Below are 23370 nucleotides of genomic sequence, written 5' to 3' on the forward strand. Positions count from 1 at the left end.
GTGCCGGAACCTCGCGGGTTCCGGCACCGCGCCCTGTGTCACGACCGGGGCGTCACGACCCCAGGGCCGGCTGGTCCGCCGCCCACAGCCAGGTCCCGTCCGGCTGGCGGCGGGCCACCTCGACGGTCACATCGCCGTTGGTGAGCGTGGCCGCGGTCAGCGCCAGATCCCCGGACACCAGCGCCGGATGCTGGGTGCCCGGTGAGAGCACCGGCGCGGCCGCGACGAACTGTTCGTACACCTTGCGGATCTCCTCATGTCCGGTGGCGAGGCTGCCCGGCGGGAAGGCGAGGACGGCGCCCGGCTCGTACAGCGCCACGAGCCCTTCCACGTCGCCCGCGTTGGCGCGCTCGATGAAGTACCTGCCCAGGTCGTTCGGCTCGGTGGCCGCTCTTCTGTCTGTCATGCGGAGCAGCCTCGCAAGCCATACGTGACACCCTCTGTCACGTATGGCGGTACGGTTCCGGGCATGCGCGCCGACCGCCTGGTGTCACTGGTCCTGCTCCTTCGGCAGTACGGCCGGCTGTCCGCGACCGCGCTCGCCCGCGAACTCGAGGTGTCCACCCGCACCGTGCTGCGCGACGTCGAGGCGCTGTCCGCGGCGGGAGTGCCGGTGTACGCGGAGCGTGGCCGGCACGGCGGATTCGCCCTGCTGCCGGGTTTCCGTACCGAACTCACCGGGCTCAACCACGAGGAGGCGCTTGCGCTGCTCGTCGCCGGATCACGCCGCGGCGCGCAGGCGTTCGGCCTGGGATCGGCACTGGCCTCGGCCATGCTCAAGGTGGTCGACGCCNTGTCCGCGACCGCGCTCGCCCGCGAACTCGAGGTGTCCACCCGCACCGTGCTGCGCGACGTCGAGGCGCTGTCCGCGGCGGGAGTGCCGGTGTACGCGGAGCGTGGCCGGCACGGCGGATTCGCCCTGCTGCCGGGTTTCCGTACCGAACTCACCGGGCTCAACCACGAGGAGGCGCTTGCGCTGCTCGTCGCCGGATCACGCCGCGGCGCGCAGGCGTTCGGCCTGGGATCGGCACTGGCCTCGGCCATGCTCAAGGTGGTCGACGCCCTGCCCGCGAGCTACCGGGACGTCGCCGCCGACGCGGCCCGGCGTCTGCTCATCGACCCGGACACCGATCTGCTCGCGCGTCGGGAGCCGGCCGAGGAGCTGCCGCACGCTGTCGTGGCCGAGGTCCGGCGCGCGGTGTTCGCCGGGCACCGGCTGCGCATCCACTACGCGGCCGTGGACCGGACCCCGAAGTGGCGCACCGTCGATCCGATCGGCCTGGTCACGGTCCGCGGGCAGGGCTACTTGCTGGCCACGAGGTCGGGTGCGGACCGCACCTACCGGCTTGCGCGCATCCTGGCCGCCGAAGAGGCCGCCGAGCCGGCGCAGCGTGCGGAACGGGTCGATCTGGAGCGGCTGTGGCAGGAGCGCAGCACGCGATTCCGGACCGGGGGCGAGCAAGTCACCGTGCAGATACGGGTGGCGGCGGAGCGGCGCGCTGAGCTGGTCGGCACGGCGCTGGCCGTCCGCGCCGAAGTCGCCGGTGCGGACGGACTGTTGTGCGTCGAGGCGAGCTTCCAGGACCGGCGGCATGCCGTGTGGGCGCTGTGGCAGCTGGGCACGGACGCGGAGGTGCTGGCGCCCGAGTGGCTGCGTACGTCCTTGCGTGAGCGGGCAGCCGCGATCGCCGCCCGCTACGAGGAGTCACCGTGACCGCGGCCCGGGGCCGGTGACGTTCCGTGCGGGCACTCCCGTGCTCTCCCGCTCGATCAGGGTCGGCAGCGGCATCCGGGCGGTGCGCTCCGGCCCGCCGTCGAGCAGGGCGGTGAGCTCCTGGGCGGCGAGGCGGCCGAAGGCGAGGGTGTCCCGGGAGAGTGCGGTGAGCCAGGGGTGGACCATGCGGCACAGCACGGAGTCCTCCCAGGACACGATGGACACGTCGGTGGGGACGCCGAGGCCGAGGCCCGCGGTGACGGCGGCGCCGGCGGCGGCCATCACGTCGTTGTCGTAGATCAGGGCAGTGGGCGGCTCGGACTCCTCCAGTACGCGGCGGGTGACCGTGGCGCCCTCGGTGTCGGAGTAGTCCGTGGTGACCGAGCGCGCGCCGGTCAGTCCGCGGCGGGTGGCCTCCTCGCGCAGGGTGCGGATGCGGCGCTCGGTGTGGGTGAGCGAGTCGAGGCCCGCGATGTGCACGATGCGGCGGTGGCCGAGCTCGTACAGCCGGCCCACGACGGCGGACATGGCGCCGATGTCGTCCGCGCGGATCTGGGAGAGTCCGGCATGGGTCTCGTCGCCCGGGAGTCCGCCGATGACCACGCCGGGCAGGCCGAGTTCGGCGAGGAGCGCCGGTCGCGGGTCGTCGACGCGCGGATCGACCACCAGGACGCCGTCCACCCGGTGCTCGGCCCACCAGCGCCGGTAGACCGCGCATTCGGCGGGCACGTCGTCCACCACCTGGAAGAGCAGGCCGAGGCGGCGATCGGCGAGCACTTCCTGGATGCCGGAGATCAGCTGCAGGAAGAACGAGTCCACACCGAGGGTCTGTGCCGGCCTGGCCACCACGAGTCCGACGGTGGCCGATCCCTCGCCGGACAGGGCCCGCGCCGCGGTGCTCGGGTGCCAGCCCAACTGCGCGGCCACCCGGCGGATTCGGTCGCGGGTGACCTCGGAGACGCCCGGCCGGTCGTTGAGCGCGAAGGAGACGGCGCTCTCCGAGACTCCGGCCCGCCGGGCTATGTCCTTCATCGTCGGCCTGCGCGCGGCGCTGCGGCGGGCCGGCGGAATGTCGTCGGCGGACGGGGAGTTCGCAGTCACCCGTGCCCCTTTCCCCGTTGGTCCCTGCGCATCGTAAGGCCTCGGACGGATCCGGTCGAGAGGTGTGCACCGATCGACTAATGCGCTTGAGCTGATGAGTCAGGCGTTGACTCTAAAGCGCATTAGTCACGACTGGCAATCCCTCAAGAAGGTTGCTCTGACCTGCAGTTGTGTCGGAGCGTAAAGCTCTTTCCGGAGAATCCATTGACTTTCTCCCCACTCGCCGTGCAAGGTCTGCTGCGAACGCAGTCGGCGGTTCCTGGTACCGCCCTGGCGTCCCTTCCGTCCGCACGCCTGGTCCGAACTAAGGAGCCGTTCACCGTGCGTATCTCCCGCAGGGCCCTCGCCACTGCCGCCGTCCTCGCCACCGTTCTGCCGCTGAGTGCCTGCGGTGGTTCCGACTCCGGCTCGAGCGACGCCTCCGGCAAGGTCGAAGGCAAGATCACCTTCCAGACCTGGAACCTGAAGGCCGAGTTCAAGGACTACTTCAACGGCGTCATCGCGGACTTCGAGAAGAAGAACCCGGGCACCGAGGTGGAGTGGGTCGACCGGCCTGCCGAGGGATACGCCGACAAGATCAGCGCCGATGCGGCGGGCGGCACGCTGCCCGACGTCGTCAACGTCTCCCCGGACCTGGTCGCCCCGCTCGCCAAGGCGGGCCTCGCCCTCGACCTCGACAAGGAGGCGTCCGAGTACCGCAAGGAGTACCTGGACGGCGCCTGGAAGAGCCACCAGATACCCGGCACCGAGGGCACCTTCGCCTTCCCCTGGTACCTGAACACCGGCCCGGTCTTCTACAACAAGAAGCTCTTCAAGGACGCCGGACTCGACCCGGAGAAGCCCCCGAAGACGTACGACGACGTCTTCGAGGCCGGCACGGAGATGGCGAAGAACAGCAAGGGCAAGGTCGCCGCCCTCGCCAACGTCCCCGCCATCGAGGACTTCGGCCGCTACGGCGTCCCGCTGATGAACAAGGAAGGCACCGGCTTCGCCTTCAACGACGCGAAGGGCGTCGAACTCCTCACCCGCTACAAGAAGTTGTACGACGCGGAGGGCCTCGACGCGCAGGCGCTGACCGCGACCCCGGAGTCCGCGGGCCACAAGTTCCTCACCCAGTCCGTGGCGATGAACCCGGGCAGCGCGCTCGACCTGGCGAACTTCAAGAAGGACGCCCCGAGCCTGTACAAGAACATCGGCATCACCGACCAGATCAGCAGTACGGGCAAGGCCAACATGTACGTCATGGGCGTGATGGTGAACTCGCAGACGAAGCAGAAGCCCGCGGCCGTCGCCTTCGCGCACTTCGTCACGGACAAGACCCGGCAGATGCAGTTCGCCAAGCAGGTCGCGGTCTTCCCGAGCACCGAGGGCTCCCTGGACGACCCGTACTTCACCAAGCAGGACGGCACCGACGAGACGAAGGTCAGGATCGCCGCCGCCGAGTCCCTGAAGACCGCCGAGAACTACACGCCGGTGCTGTTCAGCGAGCAGATGAAGGTCGAGCTCAAGAACCAGGTGGCCAAGGCCCTGCAGGGCAAGCAGAGCCCCAAGGCCGCCCTGGACAACGCTGTCAAGACCTGTGACCGACTGCTGAAGCAGAGCTGAGCCGCACCCTCATGAAGACTCCCACCGCCATCCGGGCGACCGCCGCGGACCTGCCGGCCGAGGGCGCCTCGCCGCCGCCCCCGCGCCGGCGGTCCCCGCGCGGGATCAGGCGCCAACTGCCCACCAGCCCCTGGCTGTTCGCCGCCCCCGGGCTGCTCGTGATCGGCGCCTTCATCCTGTATCCGTTCCTGAGCACACTGGTCAACGCGTTCACGGACAAGCGGACCCTGATCCCCGGCGAGTTCGTCGGACTCGACAACTTCCGCGAGCTCCTGCACGACGACATGTTCTGGATCGGCCTGCGCAACAGCACTCTCTACGTCCTCGGGGTCGTCCCCGCGCTCGTCCTGCTCCCGCTGCTGCTCGCCCTCCTCGTGCAGAAGCACATCCCGGGCATCACGTTCTTCCGCTCCGCGTTCTACACCCCGGTGGTCGCCTCCATCGTGGTGGTCGGCCTGATCTGGGTCTGGATGCTGGACGACCGCGGACTCGTCAACGCCGTGTTGGAGGCCGTGGGCGTCGGCAAGGTCGGCTTCCTCAGCGACCAGTGGCTGCTGCTGTTCAGCGCGATGGGCGTCACGGTCTGGAAGGGCCTCGGCTACTACATGATCATTTACTTGGCGGCGCTCGCGAACGTACCGCGTGAGCTGCACGAGGCGGCCGCGGTGGACGGTGCGGGGGCGGTACGCCGCTTCCTCACCGTCACCGTGCCGGCGGTCCGCTCCACGATGGTCCTGGTCGGGGCGCTCGCCTCGGTGGCCGCCTTCAAGGTGTTCTCCGAGGTGTATCTGATGGCCGGGCCCAGCGGCGGCCCGGCCGGCGAGGACACCACCCTGGTGATGCTCGTGCAGCGCGTCGGCACCGGGCTCACCGGCCGGGTCGGCTACGCCTCCGCGATATCCGTCGTCGTCTTCGTCGTCACCGTCGCGCTGATGCTGCTCGTGCTGCGCGCCGACCGCAAGGAGGACGCGTGACCACCACGACCACGCAGCCGGCCGCCGAGCAGCCGAAGCGGCGGCGTACTCCCCGGGTCCTGCGGATCACCGACGAGAACGGCAAGCGGGTCCCCGCCTGGCAGCTCGTCGTGCGCTACGTCCTGCTGCTCGCCGTACTCGCCCTGATGATCGGGCCCTTCCTGTGGCAGCTGTCCACCTCGCTCAAGGGGCCGCACGAGGACATCTTCAGCTCGCCGCCCGAGTTCCTGCCCAGCGAACCGACCCTCGGGAACTTCGGCCGGGTCGCCGACACCATTCCCGTATGGGACTACGCCTTCAACTCGCTGAAGGTCGCCGTCGCCAACGTCCTGACGAACTGCGTCGGCGCCGCGCTCGCCGGCTACGCCCTGGCCCGCATGCGCTACCGCGGCCGCAAGGCGGCGCTGCTCGCCTTCATCCTGGCGATGCTGGTGCCCGTGGAGGGCATCATCATCGCCCAGTTCACCACCATGCGGGACCTGGGACTCAACAACACCCTGATCGCCGTCCTGCTGCCCGGCTGCGTCAGCGCGCTCAACGTCCTGCTGATGCGCAACGCCTTCCTCAACCTGCCCCAGGAGGTGGAGGAGGCGGCCTTCGTGGACGGCGCCAACGTCTGGCAGCGGTTCACCCGCATCGCCCTGCCCGCGGTCAAGGGCACCCTCGCGGTCGTCGCGATCTTCGCCTTCATGGGCGCCTGGGACGACTTCCTGTGGCCGCTGATCGTCCTCTCCGACCCGGAGAACTTCACCCTGACCATCGGCCTGAACTATCTGCACGGCACCTTCGCCAACGACGAACGCCTGGTCGCCGCGGGCACCATCATCGCCGTGCTGCCGCTGATCGTCCTCTTCGCCTGTCTGCAGCGGTTCTTCTTCCGCGGCGTGGGCGAGGGCGCGGTCAAGGGCTGACGGGGACCGGCGCCACACACGGGCACGCCCGCCGACCACCACCACGAGATTCGGGACACCACCTCTCCATGAGCTCCACCGCGCCGCGCTTCGGCGTCAACTACACGCCCAGCCAGGGCTGGTTCCACCACTGGCTCGACTTCGACCTCGACGCCGTACGCACCGACCTCGACCAGATCGCCGGGCTCGGCCTGGACCACATCCGGGTCTTCCCGCTGTGGCCGCTCTTCCAGCCCAACCGCACCCTGATCCGCCCGGCGGCCGTCGACCAGCTGGTCCGACTCGCCGACGCCGCGGCCGAACGCGGTCTCGACGTGAACGTGGACGGACTGCAGGGCCATCTCTCCAGCTTCGACTTCCTGCCCGCCTGGACCCAGACCTGGCACCGGCGGAACATCTTCCACGACCCGGACGTCGTCGCCGGGCAGGCCGAGTATCTGCGTACGCTCGCCGCCGCCCTCGCCGACCGGCCGAACTTCCTCGGCATGACGCTCGGGAACGAGGTCAACCAGTTCGCCGCGGGACCGCACCCCGATCCCGACCGCATCACCGCCGACCAGGCGGAGCACTGGCTGCACACCCTGCTCGACGCCTGCGAGCAGGGCGCACCCGGGCGGCTGCATCTGCATGCCGCCTACGACGCCGCCTGGTACCAGGACGATCAGCCCTTCACGCCCGCGCAGGCCGCCCGGATCGGCGCTCTGACGGCCGTGCACTCCTGGGTGTTCAACGGCACGGCGCAGCGGCACGGGCGCACCGGAGTGGCGACCGAGCAGCACGCCGCGTACCTCGTCGAGCTGTCCAAGGCCTGGGCCCTGGAGCCGCATCGGCCGGTCTGGCTGCAGGAGGTCGGTGCTCCGGCGCCGCTCATCCCGGCCGAGCACGCCGCCGCGTTCTCCACCGCGACCGTGACCGCTGCCCTGGACTGCCCGGACCTGTGGGGCGTCACCTGGTGGTGCTCGCACGACGTGTCCCGTTCGCTGGCCGATTTCCCCGAACTCGAGTACAGCCTGGGCCTGTTCACCAACGACGGCCGGGGCAAGCCGGCCGGCGAGGCGATCGCCGCCCTCGTCGCCGAGCAGCGCCGGCAGCCGCATGTCCCGGTGCCGCGCAGCACGGCCCTGGTCGTCGACGCCGGGGACGAGCACACCGCGCCCGGTCGCTCGGTCTGTGCGCCCGGTGGTGCCGTCTTCGAGGCGTTCGCGCGGCTCACCGCGGACGGTGCCCGGCCCACCACCGTCCTGGCGGACCGTTCCGCGGACCCCGCGCACCTGGCGGCCCGCGGCATCACGGAGGTCGTCACCCCCGAGCAGGCCGGCACCAGCAGCACGTCGGATGCCGCCACCGCCGCACACCCCTGGTAGTTGTCCGCCCCGACAGCGGACACTTCGGTAAGAGACATCACCAACCCCCGGAGCACCCCTGATGCATGACGACCGCACCCTGGTCGAGGCCCGACTCAAGCGCGTCCTCGACGAGCGCATCCGCCCCGCCGTGTACCCGGAATCGGTCCCGCTCCAGGTCGCCGTGTGGAATGCGCCCGGCGAGCCGGTCCCGGTCGCCGAAGGCCTCGCCGCCGCCCCCGAACCGATCGACGTCGGCGAGCAGTGGGGTGCTCCATGGGGCACCAGCTGGTTCCGCGTCACCGGGCATGTGCCCGCCGAGTGGGCGGGCCGTACCGTCGAGGCGATCCTCGACCTCGGCTTCGACGAGAACATGCCCGGCTTCCAGTGCGAGGGCCTGGTCTACCGTCCCGACGGCAGCCCGGTGAAGGGCCTCAATCCGCGCAACCAGTGGGTCCGCATCGGCGCACCGGTCGAGGGCGGCGAGGAGGTGCGCCTGCACATCGAGGCCGCCTCGAACCCGGTCATCCTCGACTACCACCCCTTCCTGCCGACACAGCTCGGTGACAAGGAGACCGCCGGCAGCGAGCTCCAGTACAAGCTGACCCGGATGGACCTCGCGGTCTTCGACGAGGAGGTCTGGAATCTCGTCCAGGACCTCGAAGTCCTGGGCGAGTTGATGGCGGAACTGCCGGTCGAGGGCGCACGGCGATGGGAGGTGCTGCGCGCCGTCGACCGCGCCCTGGACGCCGTGGACCTGCAGGACGTGAACGGTTCGGCGGCCGCCGCCCGCGCGCGGCTGACCGAGGTGCTCGCCACGCCCGCGCAGCCGTCCGCGCACCGCATCAGCGCGGTCGGCCATGCGCACATCGACTCCGCGTGGCTGTGGCCGCTGCGCGAGACGGTGCGCAAGGTGGCGCGTACGACGTCGAACATGACCGCGCTGATCGAGGACGAGCCGGACTTCGTCTTCGCCATGTCGCAGGCGCAGCAGTTCGCCTGGATCAAGGAGCACCGGCCGGAGGTCTACGCGAAGGTCAAGAAGGCCGTCGCCGAGGGGCGGTTCGTACCGGCCGGTGGGATGTGGGTCGAGTCCGACACCAACATGCCCGGATCCGAGGCGATGGCGCGGCAGTTCGTGCACGGGAAGCGGTTCTTCCTGGACGAGTTCGGCATCGAGAACGACGAGGCCTGGCTGCCGGACACCTTCGGCTTCGCGGCGGGTCTTCCGCAGATCATCAAGGCCGCCGGCTCCAAGTGGCTGCTCACCCAGAAGATCTCGTGGTCGCAGACGAACAAGTTCCCGCACCACACCTTCCAGTGGGAGGGCATCGACGGCACCCGGATCTTCACGCACTTCCCGCCCGTCGACACCTACAACTGCTCGATGAAGGGCAGCGAGATCGCCCACGCGGCGAAGAACTTCAAGGACAAGGGCGTCGCCCGGCACTCGCTCGCGCCGACCGGCTGGGGCGACGGCGGTGGCGGCACGACGCGCGAGATGGTCGCCAAGTCCGCCCGGATGCGGGACCTCGAAGGCTCGGCGACCGTCCGGTGGGAGACGCCCGAGGAGTTCTTCACCAAAGCGGAGGCCGAGTACGCCAACCCGCCGGTCTGGGTGGGGGAGCTGTACCTGGAGCTGCACCGGGCCACCCTCACCAGCCAGGCGAAGACCAAGCAGGGCAACCGGCGCAGCGAGCACCTGCTCCGGGAGGCCGAGCTGTGGGCCGCCACCGCTGCCGTGCGGGCCGGATTCCCGTACCCGTACGAGCAGTTGGACCGGATCTGGAAGACCGTCCTGCTGCACCAGTTCCACGACATCCTGCCCGGCTCCTCCATCGCCTGGGTGCACCGCGAGGCGGCTGCGACATACGCCGCCGTCGCCGAGGAGCTGAACGGCATCGTGGACGCGGCGCAGCGGGCGCTCGCGGGCGAGGGCAGCCGGACGATCACCTTCAACTCCGCCCCGCACACCCGCTCCGGAGTCCCGGCGGGCGGCGCCGCACCGGCGGCCGTCACCGGCGAGACCCGGATCACCGACCGCCCGGGCGGCGGGCACGTCCTGGACAACGGTCTCCTGCGCGTCGAGATCGACGCCCGCGGCCTGGTGATCTCCGCCTACGACCTGGAGCAGGAGCGGGAGGCCGTCGCACCCGGCGACGCGGCGAACCTGCTGCAGATCCACCCCGACTTCCCGAACATGTGGGACGCCTGGGACGTGGACGAGTTCTACCGCAACACGGTCACCGACCTCGTCGATCTCGACGAACTCGGTGTGGTGGACGCCGACGGCGCGCCCGCGGTCCGCATCGTGCGCTCCTTCGGCGACTCGCGGGTCACCCAGGTGCTGCAACTGCCGCCCGGCGTCAAGCGGTTGGACATCGACACCGAGGTCGACTGGCACGAGACGGAGAAGTTCCTCAAGGCGGCCTTCCCGCTCGACCTGCACGCCGAACGGTACGCCTCCGAGACCCAGTTCGGTCACTTCTACCGGGCCACCCACACCAACACCAGCTGGGAGGCCGCCAAGTTCGAGGCCTGCAACCACCGCTTCGTCCACCTGGAGGAGCCCGGCTGGGGCGTGGCGCTCGCCAACGACTCGACGTACGGCCACGATGTGACCCGCACCGTGCGGGCCGCCGACCCGGCCGCCGGGGTGCGGCGCGGGACGACCACCACCGTCCGGGTCTCGCTGCTGCGCGCGCCCCGCTTCCCCGACCCGGAGACTGACCAGGGGCTGCACCGCTTCCGGCACGCCCTGGTGCCGGGCGCGACGATCGGGGACGCCGTCCGCGAGGGCTTCCGCACCAATCTGCCCGAGCGGCGGGTCACCGGCGACGCCGCCGTGGCGCCGCTGGTCACCGTCGACGACGACGCGGTGGTGGTCAGTGCGGTGAAGCTCGCGGACGATGCGAGCGGCGACCTCGTGGTGCGGCTCTACGAGTCGGCCGGTGGCCGCGCCCGGGCACGCCTCACCACCGGATTCACGGCCGGCGGTGTGGTGGCGACCGACCTGCTCGAGCGGCCGCTCGCCGATGCCGCGGCGCTCGAACTCGCCGACGGTGTCGTGTCGTTGGACCTGCGCCCGTTCGAGCTGGTGACGCTGCGGCTGACCCGCGCCGCGGACTGACCGCCGGCAGGGGGCGGGCCGCGCGGTCCGCCCCCGATCGATGGCCGACGCGACCGGCGTCGTCCGCCGGCCGCATTGGTGATCGGCAGGCGGCCCGGCGGACGACGTGGGATGGACCGCCGCACTGTACGAGGGGGAGCCGGCGGCCCCGGCCGCCTCTGACGAGGCCGGCGGGTCCGGCCCGAGGGAGCCGGACGGTGGGGGGATTTTCGGGGCATTCCAAGTGAACCGGGCCCGAGGGTGCGAGGGCAGCGCGCGAGCCGCCCGGCCGCGGGCACTCGGTTCACACCCCGTGTGAAGGCGGGGCGAGTAGGCTCCTTGGCGACCAGGCTCCTTGGCACCGAGTCACCGGAGGGCCGCATGCAGCCCAACACCCTGCTCGACGCCATCCTCGACGAGGCCGGTGTCTCGCACGCCGGTCTCGCCGCGCACGTCAACCAGGCGGGCCGGCGCCGCGGCCTGACGCTCCGCTACGAACACACCGCCGTGGCCCGCTGGTTGAAGGGCCAGCGCCCGCGCGGGCAGGTGCCGGACCTGATCTGCGAGGTGCTCGCGGCGCGACTGCACCGGCCGGTCACCCTCGACGACATCGGCCTCGGCGTGCCGGGAGGCCCCGCCGCCCAGTGGGGCGGAGTCGGTGCGAGCCTGTCCGGATTCGTCGAGCGCGCCACCGCCCTGTGGCGGTCCGACGAACAGCAGCGGCCGCACATCCTGGGCGCACCGGCCGTCACCGGCACCCCTGCGGTGATGCCGGTCTGGGAGTGGGAGAACCCGCCGGAGGACGTCGATGTGTCCCGCGGCGGACGCCAGCGGGTCAGCATGTCCGACATCGCGATGCTCCGCTCGGCGCGGGCCCACTACGAGCAGATGTACCGCAAGACCGGCGGGGTGGCGACCCGCGCCCGGATCATCCGCTTCCTGAACGCCGAGACCGCCCCGCTCCTGCGCGGCAGTTACTCGGACGACACGGGCCGGCATCTGCACAGGGCGACGGGCGGCCTGGTCGCGGTCGCCGGCATCTGCGCCTACGACTCCGATGCGCACGGCCTGGCGCAGCGCTACTTCCACCAGGCACTGCGCCTGGCCAAGGCCAGCGGGGACCGCGGCCTCGGGGCGTATGTGATCGCGCTGCTCGTCAACCAGTCCCTGTTCATGCGGGAGTTCCGGCAGGCGGTGGCCTTCGCGGAGGCAGCGCTCAGGGCCGCGGGGCACGACATCACCCCCGCGCTCGCCGCCGATCTGTACGCGATGCAGGCCAAGTCGTACGCCCATCTCGGCGACGGTTCGAGCGCCCTGGCATGCATCGGACGGGCCGAGTCGGCCGCCGAACGCATCCACCGCAGCCGCGAGCCGGACGAGACCGGGTACGTCCAGCCGGGCCTGGTCAATGTGCAGGTGGCGGAGGCGCTCTTCAGCCTCGGCGATCTGATCGCGGCCCGCGAGCACGCGGCGGCCGCCGTGGACACCCCGGCCCACGACCGTGGCCGGGTGCACCGTCTGGCGATGCTCACCCAGATCGAGCTGCGGCAGGGCGAGGCCGATCGGGCCGTGGCCACCGCGGTCGAAATGGCCGAACAGGCACGGGGGATGGAGTCCCAGCGGCTGCGCGACCGGCTGCGTTCGGTGCGTGAGCATCTCGTACGCAACGGCTGCTCGGGCACCGACCAGGCGGCCGCCCTCATCGACGGAGCGCTGCGCGTACCGCTGTGAACCGCTCTCCGGCTGGGATATTGCCCCTATCCCGGCGGAAGGTGGGCAGGACCGTGCAGTGGACGACACGAGACGAACAGACTGTGTACGGGAACCGTTGGTTCCAGGTCAATCTCGCCGATGTGGAGCTGCCCGACGGACGGCATCTCGACCACTTCGTGATACGCCTGCGCCCGGTCGCGGTGGCGACGGTGGTGAATCCGGCGAACGAGGTGCTGCTGCTCTGGCGGCACCGGTTCATCACCGACAGCTGGGGCTGGGAGCTGGCGGCCGGCGTCGTCGAGGACGGCGAGGGCATCGACGTCGCGGCGGCCCGCGAGCTGGAGGAGGAGACCGGCTGGCGACCGGGACCGCTCAGACATCTGATGAGCGTCGAACCCTCCAACGGGCTCACCGACGCACGCCACCACATCTACTGGTCGGAGGAGGGCACCTACATCGGGCACCCCGAGGACGACTTCGAGTCCTCCCGCCGCGAGTGGGTGTCGCTCAAGCTGGTGCCCGACATGATCGCCCGCGGTGAGGTCCCGGCCGCCAACATGGCGGCGGCGCTGCTGCTCCTGCACCATCTGCGGCTCGGTTAGGGGGCGTCTCCCCGAGGGCGAGTTGCCCCTCGCGTTGCCCCGCGTGGGGCCGGCGGTGTGCGGGTCGGGGTGTCAGTGGCCCACGGCCTGCCACACCGCCACCACCAGCGCGCCGAGCGCGGCGAGCACCGCAAGTGCGGGCAGCGGCCAGCGAGTTCGCTCCAGGGCGGCGACCCGGGCGCTCAGTTCCTCCAGATCCTTGGCGCTCCGGTCGTCGCGCTGAGTGAGCAGTGCGAGGTGTCCTTCGACGCGGGTGAGTCCCACATCGAGGCTCCGGCGCAACTCTGCGTGTTCTTCCGGGGCCACGGGATGCTCCGGGTCGGCGGTCACGGGCGTGCTCCTCTCCGGTCGGTGCCGGCTGCCGTGCGCACAGCCGGGTCGCTGGCGCACGCACAGTCAACTCGGCTGGTGGATGCGGCGGAAGTGTGTGCGCGGGGCATATGCGTGTACCGCGGTGCACACACCGTGCGAACCGGGGGAGCCGGGCGCGCGCCCGAGGGCCGCGAGGGCCGTCGGAGGGCGTGTTCCTGGCCGGAACGATACGGAGCGTGGCCGATTCACGCTCCGAGCCTCGCTACCCTGCGTGGCTGAAAACAGCGGGGCGCCCGAGGCTCCCGGTACGCAGAGGGGCCGTCACCCGAAGTCCGGGTGACGGCCCCTGCGTTCGACCGGAGCGAGCCGGCCGGATGCCGTTCGTGCGGGTCAGGAGTACGTGTAGAAGCCCGAGCCGGTCTTCCGGCCGAGCCGTCCGGCGTCCACCATGCGCTGCAGCAGCGGGGGAGCGGCGTACAGCGGCTCCTTGTACTCGGCGTACATCGAGTCGGCGACCGAGTGGACGGTGTCCAGACCGATGAGATCGGCCAGCTTCAGCGGGCCCATCGGGTGGGCGCAGCCCATCTCCATGCCGTTGTCGATGTCCTCGCGGCTCGCGATGCCCGACTCGAACATCCGGATCGCGGAGAGCAGATACGGGATGAGCAGCGCGTTGACCACGAAGCCCGAGCGGTCCTGGGCGCGGATCGCGTGCTTGCCGAGCACCTTCTCGACCACGGCCTCGGCCCGGCTGATGGTGCCCTCCGACGTGGTCAGCGCCGGGATCAGCTCGACGAGCTGCTGCACGGGGGCCGGGTTGAAGAAGTGGATGCCGATGACATGGTCCGGGCGCGAGGTCGCGACGGCCAGCTTCACCAGCGGGATGGACGACGTGTTGGACGCGAGAATCGCGTCCGGGCGGGTCACCACGTGGTCGAGGACCTGGAAGATCTCGGTCTTCACCGCCTCGTTCTCCACCACCGCCTCTATCACCAGATCGCGGTCGGCGAACTCGCCCAGGTCGGTGGTGAAGCTCAGCCGCGACTGCGTGGCCTCCCGCTCCTCCTCGGAGATCTTGCCGCGCTCGGCCGCCTTGGTCAGGGAGCTGAGCAGCCGGGTGCGGCCGAACTCGAGGGCCTCACCGGTGGTTTCGGCGACCTTGACGTCCAGTCCTGCGCGGGCGCAGACCTCCGCGATCCCCGCCCCCATCTGGCCGCATCCGACTACGCCGACGCGTGCAATATCCCCCATGGGGTCCGTCACCTCGTGCCTCTCGCTGGTCTTCGGGCCGACCGGTTGCTCAAGGCTGCGGCGCCCGTCCTGCGGAGCTGGTCTCCCGCCCTCGGTCCGGTCGGGACCGCTTGCTCGGGGTGCGTACGGGACGTCCCTCGCACCCTCGAGCCCACGACGGTACTCCGAGGTTCTGTGCATCCGGTGACTGGGGCGGGCATCCTGTGCGGGACCACTACTGAGCAAAAGTTGCAAGGGGGTGCATTCGGTGCGTATGACGCGCAGGGGCTTCACGGTCGCCGCGGCGGCCGCGCTGACCGGGATCGCGACGGCCGGAGACGCGGCCGCGGGGGCCCGCCGGCCGCAGGTCCCGGGCCCGGCGACCGGCCACTCGGAGTTCCGCGGGATGTGGCTGGCGAGTGTCGACAACCGGGACTGGCCGACGGCGCCGGGGCAGAGCGCCGAACAGCAGCGGGCAGAGCTCACGGGCTTCCTGGACACCGCGGTGGACCGCCGGCTCAACGCGGTGATCCTCCAGGTCCGCCCGACCGCGGACGCCCTGTGGTCCTCGCCGTACGAGCCCTGGTCCGATGTGCTCACCGGCACGCAGGGCCGCGACCCGGGCTGGGACCCGCTCGGCACCGCCGTCGAGGAGGCCCACCGGCGCGGACTCGAACTGCACGCCTGGTTCAACCCGTACCGTGTCGCCCTTCACACCGATCCGGGCAAGCTCGCACCCGACCACCCCGCCCGCGTGCACCCCGACTGGGTGCTGCCGTACGGCGGGAAGCTCTACTACGACCCGGGGATCCCGGCGGTCCGCCGCTTCGTCCAGGACGCGATGCTCGACGCGGTGCGGCGCTACCCGATCGACGCGGTGCATTGGGACGACTACTTCTACCCGTATCCCGTCGAGGGCGAGGTCTTCGACGACGACGCCACGTACCGGCGCTACGGCGCGGGCTTCCCCGACAAGGCCGCCTGGCGCCGGGACAACACGGACCGGCTGGTGTGCGAGATGTCCGAACGGATCCGGCGCGAGCGCCCGGGTGTGCGCTTCGGCATCAGCCCGTTCGGCGTCTGGCGCAACAAGGCCACCGACCCGGAGGGCTCGGACACCACCGCCGGCGTGCAGACCTACGACGACCTGCACGCCGACACCCGCCAGTGGATCCGCAACGGCTGGATCGACTACATCGCGCCCCAGCTGTACTGGAACATCGGCTTCGAGGCGGCCGACTACGCCAAGCTGCTGCCCTGGTGGGCCGAGACCGTACGGGGCACCGGCGTCCAGCTGGTCGTCGGCGAGGCGCTCTACAAGGCCGGCGATCCCGAGCAGCCCGAGCCCTGGCAGGACCCGGCCGAACTGTCCCGGCACCTCACCCTGGCCAAGGACTTCCCCGAAGTGCGCGGGCATGCGTACTTCTCCGGCACGGAGATCGCCCAGGACCCGACGGATGCGATGGCCCGGGTCGTACGGGACCACTACCTCAGGCCGGTGCGCCCGCCGCGCTGACCGGTACCGGCTCGGCCCGGCGGCCCGGACAGCGCCCGGGCCGCCGGGACCGACTGATCCGGCGGGGCTCCTGCCGGAGCTACTCGGGATGCCTGACGACGGTGTCCGGCCCCGGGGACATCACCGATTCATGGCCGTCCTCGAAGCGGACCCGGTACGGGGGAGTGCCGTCGTCGCCGAGCACTTCGACGACCTCGGCGATCCGGTCGTGCTGTCCGACGGTGCGGCCGTGCACCAGGAGCCGGTCGCCCACTGCTGCTTCCATGGGACGTGACCTCCTCGTTCGAACGGGGAGCGGTACGTGCCGCAATTCTACGGCCGGGACGCCCACCGGGACCCGGCGGAACAGGCCCCGAACGGCTCCCCGTACGCCTCCGTCATACCCCTTCGGCGACCCTCAACCGCGCGACCGCTGCGTCACCGCGATGCACACCAGGACGGCGAGTGCGGTCAGCGGAGCCGCGGCGCCCAGGTCCTCACCGAGCAGCAGCACCGACCAGACCAGCGTGAGCAGCGGCTGCGCCAGCTGCAGCTGGCTGGCCCGTGGCACCCCGATCGTCGCCATCCCCCGGTACCAGACGACCAGGCCGAGGAACTGGGAGCCGGCGGCGACCCAGAGCAGCCCGGTCACACTGTGCGCGGTCAGCTGCACCGGCTCGAAGGCGAGTGCCACCACCGCCCCGGGCACCACCAGCGGCAGACAGCCGACCAGCGCCCAGCCGATGACCTGCCACCCCGGCATCACACGCGCCAGGCGCCCGCCCTCCGTGTACCCGGCCGCGCAGATCAGCAGTGCCGCGAACAGATACAGATCCGCCGTGGTGAGTGCACCGCCGCTCTGCCCGACCGTGAAGGCGATCACCACGGCCGCGCCGGCCAGCGCGGCGCCCCAGAAGACCCGCGAGGGCCGGGCGCCGGTCCGCAGCGAGGAGAACACCGCGGTGGTCAGCGGCAGCAGCCCCACCACGACCGCGGCATGGGAGGTCGTCGAGGTCTCCAGGGCCAGGGTGGTCAGCATGGGGAAGCCGAGTACGACGCCGGCCGCGACCACCGCGAGGCCGCCCCAGTGGGCCCGCGAGGGCAGCGGGACGCGCAGGGCGAGCAGACAGGCACCCGCGATCACAGCGGCGAGCACACTGCGCACGGTCACCAGGGACCAGGGACCGAAGCCTTCGAGGCCCCAGGCCGTGGCGGGGAAGGTCAGCGAGAAGGCGGTGACACCGAGTGCGGCCTGGACGGTGGCCGCCCGTGGGGTCGGTCGGCGGGGGTCGGGGCTCAGGGCGGCCGCCACGGGGGGATCGTCCGTCACCGCTATCGACCTGGTCTGGATAGCGCTATCCTCTGCTGTCATGCACGAGAGTAGCAGTGTGGCCCAACTGGCGCAGATCCTGCGGACGGAGGTGAACCGCTACTCACCGGGTGGGAAGCTGCCGTCCAGCAGGGCCCTCGTGGAGACGTATCGGGTCAGTCCGGTCACCGTGTCGCGTGCCCTCGCGCAGCTGGTCGCCGAGGGGCTCGTCGTCACCCGGCCCGGCGCCGGCGCCTTCCGCGCCGAGCCGCGAGCCGCCGCGGATCCGGCCGGGGACACCTCCTGGCAGGAGCTGGCGCTGAGCGCCGACTCCAGCAACGACCTGATGCCGCGGTCCGTCGACGCCACCGGAGTCATGGTCAATCTGGCCGCGCAGCCCGCCGGGGTCATCGAGTTCAACGGCGGCTATCTGCATCCCGTGCTGCAGCCCGAGCGCGCCATGGCCACCGCGCTGGCCCGCGCCGGCCGCCGGCCCGGCGCCTGGGGGCGCCCGCCCACCGACGGTGTCCCGGAGCTGCGCGAATGGTTCGCGCGCGGCTGCGGAGGGGCCGTCACCGCGGCCGAGGTGCTGATCACGGCGGGCGGCCAGTCGGCCCTCACCACCGCGCTGCGCGCCCTCGCTCCGCCCGGTGCCCATGTGCTCGTCGAATCGCCGACGTACCCCGGGATGCTGGCGATCGCGCGGGCCGCCGGGCTGCGGCCGGTGCCCGTGCCGGTGGACACCGACGGCGTACGCCCCGAACTGCTCGAATCCGCCTTCCGGGCCACCGGGGCGCGGGTTTTCGTCTGCCAGCCGCTGTTCCAGAACCCGACCGGCGCCGTGCTCGCGGCCGACCGGCGCCGTGCGGTCGTCCGGATCGCGCGGGCGGCCGGCGCCTTCGTGATCGAGGACGACTTCGTACGGCGGCTCGCCCATGACGACGCGGGCGAGCTGCCGCCACCGCTCATCTCGGAGGACCCCGACGGAGTGGTGGTGCACGTCTGCTCCCTCACCAAGGCCACCTCGCCCAGTTTCCGGGTGTGCGCCCTGGTGGCCCGCGGGCCCGTGCTGGAACGTCTTCGCGCGATCCACATCGTCGAGCAGTTCTTCGTGCCGCGGCCGCTGCAGGAGGCGGCGGTGGAGCTCGTCGGATCCCCCGCCTGGGACCGGCATCTGCGCACGGTGGCGGGAGAGCTGCGGCAGCGGCGGGACACCATGGTCACCGCGCTGCTCAGGGATCTGCCGGCGCTCGCCCCCACCCATGTGCCGTCCGGCGGCTTTCATCTCTGGGCACGGCTGCCGGACGGCGCGGACGAGGCCGCTCTGGTCTCCGCAGCACTCCGCGCCGGTGTCGCGATCACACCGGGGCGCCCGTATTTCTGCGCGGAACCGACGGCCGGGCATGTGCGCCTGAGCTTCGCCTTCCTCGGCTCGGTGGCGGAGATCGGCGAAGGCGTACGGCGGCTCGCGGCGGCCTGCGAACAGACGCTGCGGTGACGCTCGTGGGGTGGCCCACGGTGCGGAACCCAGTGGCGCGCGCGGATCGTGGCCTGCAAGCCTTCGCCGCATGAGCGAGTACGAGATCTCCACCGACCCGGCCCGCCTCGATGCGGCGCGCATCCACCACTGGCTCTCCACCGACGCCTACTGGGCACTCGGCCGGAGCCGTGCGAAGCAGGACAGCGCCATCGCGAGTTCCCTGAACTTCGGCGCGTACGACAGGGCCACCGGCGAGCAGCTCGGCTACGCGCGCGTGGTCACCGACCGCGCGACCTTCGCCTGGCTCTGCGATGTGTACGTGGCCCCCGCCACCCGCGGCACCGGGCTCGGCACGGCCCTGGCCACGGCGGTCCGCGAGGAGCTGCGGCCGCACGGGATACGCCGGATCCTGCTCGCCACCGAGGACGCGCACGGGGTGTACGCGAAGGTCGGCTTCGAGCCGCTGGCCAGGCCGGACAACTGGATGGCGCTCTTCTTCGAGTGACCACCGCGCAGGACTGATCCGATATGCCCGGACCTCGGCACCCCGTGCCGGCGGCGGCCTCTTGACCACCGGAGCGTGTGCCTCCACGATCACCGCATGCACGTTCGGGTCACGCTCATAGCCGCCGCCCGCAGCTCCTCGCTGCTTGCGGAGCGCTTCGACGACGACCGGCCGCTCGATCAGGCCGGCTGGCACGAAGTGCAGCTCGCCGCGCATGCCCTCGTCCCGCTCGGGGCCGCCGAGCTGCGCTACTGCTCGCCGTCCGCGCGCAGCAGGGCCACCGGCGACGCCCTCGGCTTTGCGCCGCTGGCCCAGCCCGCGCTGCGCGACTGCGACATGGGGCACTGGCGCGGCTACACCCTGGCCGACGTGACCGCTCGCGACCCGGCCTCGGTCGACGCCTGGCTGAGCAACCCGCGATCCGCGCCGCACGGCGGCGAGTCGCTGCTCGCGTTCATCTCGCGCGTCGGCCGGTGGCTGGACACCCGCCCCATGGACGACGGCAGCCGTATCGTCGCGGTCGCCGAACCGGGCGTGGTCCGCGCGGCCCTGGTCTACGCCCTGAAGGCACCGCCCGCGACGTACTGGAACATCGACGTCCGCCCTCTCTCCACCGTGAGCCTCACGGGCCAGGCGGGCCGCTGGAGCCTACGACTCGACGCGGGCTGACCTGCGAGCGCCGGCACGGCCTGCCCCGGAACTTCGCCCTCCGGCCCGGTCCGGCTCATCAGCACCCCGCTCGGGGGCCGGCCCCAACCTCGCCGGCGTCCGACCGAGTCGGCTGGGCGCGTCCCGCCGGCCTTGCTGCCTGGCCGGATCGGGCTTGGGGACGGGCGGGTGCCAGGGGTGTTCCGGTCGCCTGGATGATGGGCGGTGTCGGCCGGGGTGGTGTCCGGTCGAGTGGTTCTGGCACGTTGCACCAGCCGTGCTGCCTGGCCGGATCGGGCTCCGGGCGGTCCCTGAGGTGGGCGGGTGACAGGGTGCTCCGGTCGGCTGGATCCGCGTACAGCCCCGGCCCGAGCCCGAGGGTCGGGCTGAGTCGTCCCGGTGCCTGAGGCCGGGCCTGAGCAGGGCTGAATCCGGGCTGTCCCCGGAGCGGGCGCGGTGTAGGTGCCGGGCCCGCGCATCATGCTGCCTGTCCCGCAGGGACATGCGCCCCTACCCCCCGCCGCCCCCGGCGGCGCGGCGGCGGTGGGCCGCGACGCGCTCGCGGGTGGCGCAGCGGCGGGAGCAGTAGCGGCGGTCCGGTCCGCTGCCCCGGGTGATGAAGACGTGCCGGCAGCTCGGTGAGGCGCACACACCACCCGGCGGCTCCTGCCGGTCCCAGAGCAGCACCGTCAGCGCGAGACACGACGAGGCGAGCAGCCACTCGCCCCATGGCGCTTCGTCGTCGCTGTCCAGATGCGGGTGCCAGGGACTCTCGCCGTGATGGGAACTCAGCCGCAGCGAACCCGTGCCACGGGCCAGCAGCCGGTTGAGGCGGGATGCGGCGAGATCCACATCGGTGGCCTCGAACACCGCACGCAGCTCCTCGGCGGCGGCCCGCAGATCGGCCACGTCCGCCTCGGTGAGCCGGACCGGTCCCGGTTCGCCGTACTCCAGGAGTACGGCCGCCACGGCCTCGGGCTCCGGCGGCTCGGGACTGAGCGCGTTCAGCAGGGCGACCGTGCGGCGGGCCAGGGTGAGGACGGAATGCCTGGTGGACCACTCATGAGTCGCCGCCGGGCCTGATGCGGAAGATGCTGATCCGGACGGGGGCATGGCGCCCACTGTAACGCTTGTGGCGGAACTTACCGTTGCACTCGTAACGTCTCCTGGATGATCCTGCGTTACCCGTGGCCGCGCTACGTCGCCGGCGCCACGCTCGCTCGCGTCGGAGACGAGATGTCGGGCCCGGCCCTGCTCCTCGCCGGACTCGCGGTCACCGGATCCGCGCCGGCCGCGGGCACGCTGCTCGCGGGAGCCACAGCCGCGGCCGCGGTCGGCGGGCCGGTGCTCGGCACGCTCCTCGACCGCTCGCCCGCGCCAGGACGCCTCCTCGGCCTGGCGGTGCTCGGCCACGGCGCGGCCCTCGCCGTGGTGGCCCCCGTGCTCGGTGCCACGTACGCGGGCGCGCTGCTCATGGCCGTCGCTGCCGGGCTGCTCGGCCCCGCCCTCTCCGGCGGCTGGACCTCGCAACTGCCCCTGGTCGTACCGTCAGGACGCCTGGATCGGGCCGCGACCGTGGACGCGATGACATTCCACGTGGCGAGCCTGGCCGGCCCCGCTCTCGCCGGACTCGTCGCCGCCCGGTTCGGCGCGGTGGCCGGCCTCACCTCGGCCGCCCTCCTCATCTGCGCCGCCTCATCGGCGACTTGGGGGACGGGAGGCGGGCGACCGCGAGCCGACGCGCAGCCCGGCGTCGTCCCGCGGCAACGGACGCGCGGGTTCGTACGCGACCTCGCGGCAGGGTTCGCGGCCCTGCGGCGGAGCAGGGCGCTGGCAGGGGCCGCCCTGTCCTCCACGCTGAGCTGCGCCGCGGAAGGGCTGTTCGTCGCCTGCCTTCCACTGCTCGGCGTGCGGGTCTTCGGCGCGGCGCCGCACGGCGTGCTGCTCATCGCCGCCACGGCCGTGCCCGCGCTGGCCGCCAATGCGCTGCTCGCCCGCCGGCCCCGACTGCTGCGCCCGCCCCGCATCCTGGTGGGCGCCCCGCTGGTGCTCGCGGCGGCCATGAGCCTGGCCGCCGTACTCGACCCGGTCGCCGTGATCGTGGCCGCGCTGCTCGCCGGAGCGGCCGAAGGGCCGCAGCTCGCGGCCCTGTTCGCGATCCGGCACCGATGCGCACCGGCCGGACTGCGCGCGCAGATCTTCACCACGGGAGCAAGTCTGAAACTCGCCGGATACTCCTGCGGCGCCGCCGCGGCCGGCGCCCTGGCGGCCCTCTCCCTGCCCGCCGCACTCCTCGTCGCGGCCGGCGTCCACGCACTCGCCGCACTGAGCGCCGCAGCGCTGCTGCCGCGCGGGCGAAACTCGTGAGGCCCGCGCGAAAGCGGCCGGAAGCGGTCCTACTTACTTCCTATGGTGCGCATACGGCAACCACCCGCGGCACCCCTGAAAGGGCGACCCACCATGAGCGTCATCGACGTGAACCAGCCCGACGGCACCCCCACCTGGATCGATCTCGACCTGTCCGGCGACGAGACCGAGCGGGCACAGGACTTCTACGGTTCGCTGTTCGGCTGGGAGTTCCGCGCGAGTCCCGAACGGGGGCCCGGACATGTCACGTGTCTGCTCCGCGGCGGTGCCGTCGCCGGATTCAGGCCGACGGCCGGCGCCACCGGTGGGAGCCCCGGCCAGGGACAGCTCAACAGCCCGCCAAATCCCCGCCGTTGGCGTATGTACTTTGCGGCGGACGACTGCGACGCCGCGTCCGCGCGCGCCGTCGCGGCCGGCGGAAGCCTCACCGAGGGCCCGCACGAGGTCGACGACCTGGGCCGCCTCGCCCTCGTAGTCGACCCGCAGGGCGCCGAGTTCGGACTGTGGCAGGGACGCCGGTCCCCGGGCTGCGAGCTGGTGAACGAACCGGACTCGCTGGTCCGCCAGGACCTCGTCACCCCCGACGCCGGCCCCGCCCGGGCGTTCTACCCGGAGGTCTTCACGTACACCCTGGACCGCAACGACGATCTGCCGGACTTCGACTTCACGTTTCTGCGCCGCCCGGACGGACACGAGATCGGCGGCATCTTCGGGAACCCGGGTGCCGAACAGGCCGCCTGGCACACCGTGTTCGAGGTGGCGGACGCGGACCGCTCGGCGGCGCTCGCGCGTGCCGCGGGCGGCGAGGCCGGTGCGGTCATCGATTCGCCGTACGGGCGCACGGCCGAGATCGTCGATCCGCTCGGCACCGCGTTCGGCATCATCGCCCGGCCACCCGCCGGCTGACCGGAGGTAGGGTCGCCGGTGACCGGTACGGTGCGACGGAGGGGGC

Annotated in this window: 21 protein-coding genes and 1 pseudogene; 15 read left to right on the top strand and 7 right to left on the bottom strand. The window is 71.9% G+C overall.

Going from position 1 to position 23370, the window contains the following annotated elements; genetic code table 11:
- Positions 1-52: 52 nt before the first annotated feature.
- Positions 53-406, bottom strand: a complete 354-nt coding sequence (locus tag DY218_RS00820) for a YybH family protein (RefSeq protein WP_128553960.1) — start codon at positions 404-406, stop codon at positions 53-55.
- A gap of 63 nt (positions 407-469) precedes the next feature.
- Here DY218_RS00820 and DY218_RS00825 point away from each other — a divergent pair.
- Positions 470-793 (top strand): helix-turn-helix transcriptional regulator (locus DY218_RS00825; protein ID WP_128553961.1); only part of this gene is annotated, 324 nt, incomplete at its 3' end.
- Position 794: 1 nt separating this feature from the next.
- Positions 795-1714, top strand: a pseudogene (locus DY218_RS00830) (helix-turn-helix transcriptional regulator); the annotation flags it as partial.
- Here DY218_RS00830 and DY218_RS00835 read toward each other — a convergent pair.
- Positions 1706-2746: a LacI family DNA-binding transcriptional regulator gene (locus DY218_RS00835; protein WP_128553956.1), complete on the bottom strand. Its 1041-nt coding sequence runs from the start codon at positions 2744-2746 to the stop codon at positions 1706-1708. The pseudogene DY218_RS00830 and the gene DY218_RS00835 overlap by 9 nt on opposite strands.
- 390 nt (positions 2747-3136) lie before the next feature.
- Here DY218_RS00835 and DY218_RS00840 point away from each other — a divergent pair, with 390 nt between their 5' ends.
- The 7 genes from DY218_RS00840 (at position 3137) to DY218_RS00870 (ending at position 13072) form a co-directional block, all read left to right on the top strand.
- Positions 3137-4420: an ABC transporter substrate-binding protein gene (locus DY218_RS00840; RefSeq protein WP_128553950.1), complete on the top strand. Its 1284-nt coding sequence runs from the start codon at positions 3137-3139 to the stop codon at positions 4418-4420.
- 11 nt (positions 4421-4431) lie between these two features.
- The gene (locus DY218_RS00845; RefSeq protein WP_128553949.1) at positions 4432-5394 is read left to right on the top strand and encodes a carbohydrate ABC transporter permease; all 963 of its coding nucleotides are present in this window, start codon (positions 4432-4434) and stop codon (positions 5392-5394) included.
- A 59-nt stretch (positions 5395-5453) separates the two neighbouring features.
- Entirely contained in the window at positions 5454-6305 is an 852-nt protein-coding gene (locus DY218_RS00850; protein ID WP_233521284.1) for a carbohydrate ABC transporter permease, read from the top strand.
- A 68-nt stretch (positions 6306-6373) separates the two neighbouring features.
- Positions 6374-7669: a glycoside hydrolase 5 family protein gene (locus DY218_RS00855; protein ID WP_128553947.1), complete on the top strand. Its 1296-nt coding sequence runs from the start codon at positions 6374-6376 to the stop codon at positions 7667-7669.
- Between the two features lie 61 nt (positions 7670-7730).
- The gene (locus tag DY218_RS00860) at positions 7731-10778 is read left to right on the top strand and encodes an alpha-mannosidase (protein WP_128553946.1); all 3048 of its coding nucleotides are present in this window, start codon (positions 7731-7733) and stop codon (positions 10776-10778) included.
- Positions 10779-11138: 360 nt separating this feature from the next.
- The gene (locus DY218_RS00865; RefSeq protein WP_128553945.1) at positions 11139-12488 is read left to right on the top strand and encodes a transcriptional regulator; all 1350 of its coding nucleotides are present in this window, start codon (positions 11139-11141) and stop codon (positions 12486-12488) included.
- 53 nt (positions 12489-12541) lie between these two features.
- Entirely contained in the window at positions 12542-13072 is a 531-nt protein-coding gene (locus DY218_RS00870) for an NUDIX hydrolase (RefSeq protein WP_128553944.1), read from the top strand.
- A 72-nt stretch (positions 13073-13144) separates the two neighbouring features.
- Here DY218_RS00870 and DY218_RS00875 read toward each other — a convergent pair whose 3' ends face one another.
- Positions 13145-13402, bottom strand: a complete 258-nt coding sequence (locus DY218_RS00875; protein ID WP_128553943.1) for a hypothetical protein — start codon at positions 13400-13402, stop codon at positions 13145-13147.
- Between the two features lie 372 nt (positions 13403-13774).
- Positions 13775-14635: a 3-hydroxybutyryl-CoA dehydrogenase gene (locus DY218_RS00880; RefSeq protein ID WP_128553942.1), complete on the bottom strand. Its 861-nt coding sequence runs from the start codon at positions 14633-14635 to the stop codon at positions 13775-13777.
- Positions 14636-14888: 253 nt separating this feature from the next.
- On the opposite strand from DY218_RS00880, the gene DY218_RS00885 reads away from it, so the two are divergent.
- Positions 14889-16130, top strand: coding sequence for a glycoside hydrolase family 10 protein (locus tag DY218_RS00885; protein WP_128553941.1), 1242 nt, complete (start codon positions 14889-14891; stop codon positions 16128-16130).
- Positions 16131-16209: 79 nt separating this feature from the next.
- Here the strand turns inward: DY218_RS00885 and DY218_RS00890 are convergent, their stop codons facing one another.
- Positions 16210-16395, bottom strand: a complete 186-nt coding sequence (locus DY218_RS00890; protein ID WP_128553940.1) for a DUF1918 domain-containing protein — start codon at positions 16393-16395, stop codon at positions 16210-16212.
- A gap of 132 nt (positions 16396-16527) precedes the next feature.
- The gene (locus DY218_RS00895; protein WP_407703531.1) at positions 16528-17439 is read right to left on the bottom strand and encodes a DMT family transporter; all 912 of its coding nucleotides are present in this window, start codon (positions 17437-17439) and stop codon (positions 16528-16530) included.
- On the opposite strand from DY218_RS00895, the gene DY218_RS00900 reads away from it, so the two are divergent.
- The 3 genes from DY218_RS00900 to DY218_RS00910 all read left to right on the top strand — a co-directional run bounded on the left by DY218_RS00900 (position 17345) and on the right by DY218_RS00910 (position 20072).
- Positions 17345-18916, top strand: a complete 1572-nt coding sequence (locus DY218_RS00900; protein ID WP_407703530.1) for an aminotransferase-like domain-containing protein — start codon at positions 17345-17347, stop codon at positions 18914-18916. The two genes, DY218_RS00895 and DY218_RS00900, sit on opposite strands and share 95 nt — an antisense overlap.
- A gap of 70 nt (positions 18917-18986) precedes the next feature.
- On the top strand, positions 18987-19403 hold the full coding sequence (locus DY218_RS00905; RefSeq protein ID WP_128553937.1) for a GNAT family N-acetyltransferase: 417 nt from the start codon (positions 18987-18989) through the stop codon (positions 19401-19403).
- 96 nt (positions 19404-19499) lie between these two features.
- Complete coding sequence (locus DY218_RS00910) at positions 19500-20072, top strand: histidine phosphatase family protein (RefSeq protein ID WP_128553936.1); 573 nt, start codon at positions 19500-19502, stop codon at positions 20070-20072.
- 489 nt (positions 20073-20561) lie between these two features.
- Here the strand turns inward: DY218_RS00910 and DY218_RS00915 are convergent, their stop codons facing one another.
- Positions 20562-21164, bottom strand: a complete 603-nt coding sequence (locus tag DY218_RS00915; RefSeq protein WP_128553935.1) for a CGNR zinc finger domain-containing protein — start codon at positions 21162-21164, stop codon at positions 20562-20564.
- Positions 21165-21221: 57 nt separating this feature from the next.
- Between DY218_RS00915 and DY218_RS00920 the strand changes: the two genes are divergently transcribed.
- Together DY218_RS00920 and DY218_RS00925 are read left to right on the top strand one after the other, a co-directional pair.
- Positions 21222-22418 carry an MFS transporter gene (locus DY218_RS00920; protein ID WP_128553934.1) on the top strand — a complete coding sequence of 399 codons (1197 nt, stop codon included), beginning with the start codon at positions 21222-21224 and terminating at the stop codon, positions 22416-22418.
- A gap of 93 nt (positions 22419-22511) precedes the next feature.
- Positions 22512-23324, top strand: a complete 813-nt coding sequence (locus DY218_RS00925; RefSeq protein ID WP_128553933.1) for a VOC family protein — start codon at positions 22512-22514, stop codon at positions 23322-23324.
- The last annotated feature ends 46 nt before the right edge of the window (positions 23325-23370 follow it).

The organism is Streptomyces triticagri (genome assembly GCF_003429565.1).
GTDB lineage: Bacteria > Actinomycetota > Actinomycetes > Streptomycetales > Streptomycetaceae > Streptomyces > Streptomyces triticagri.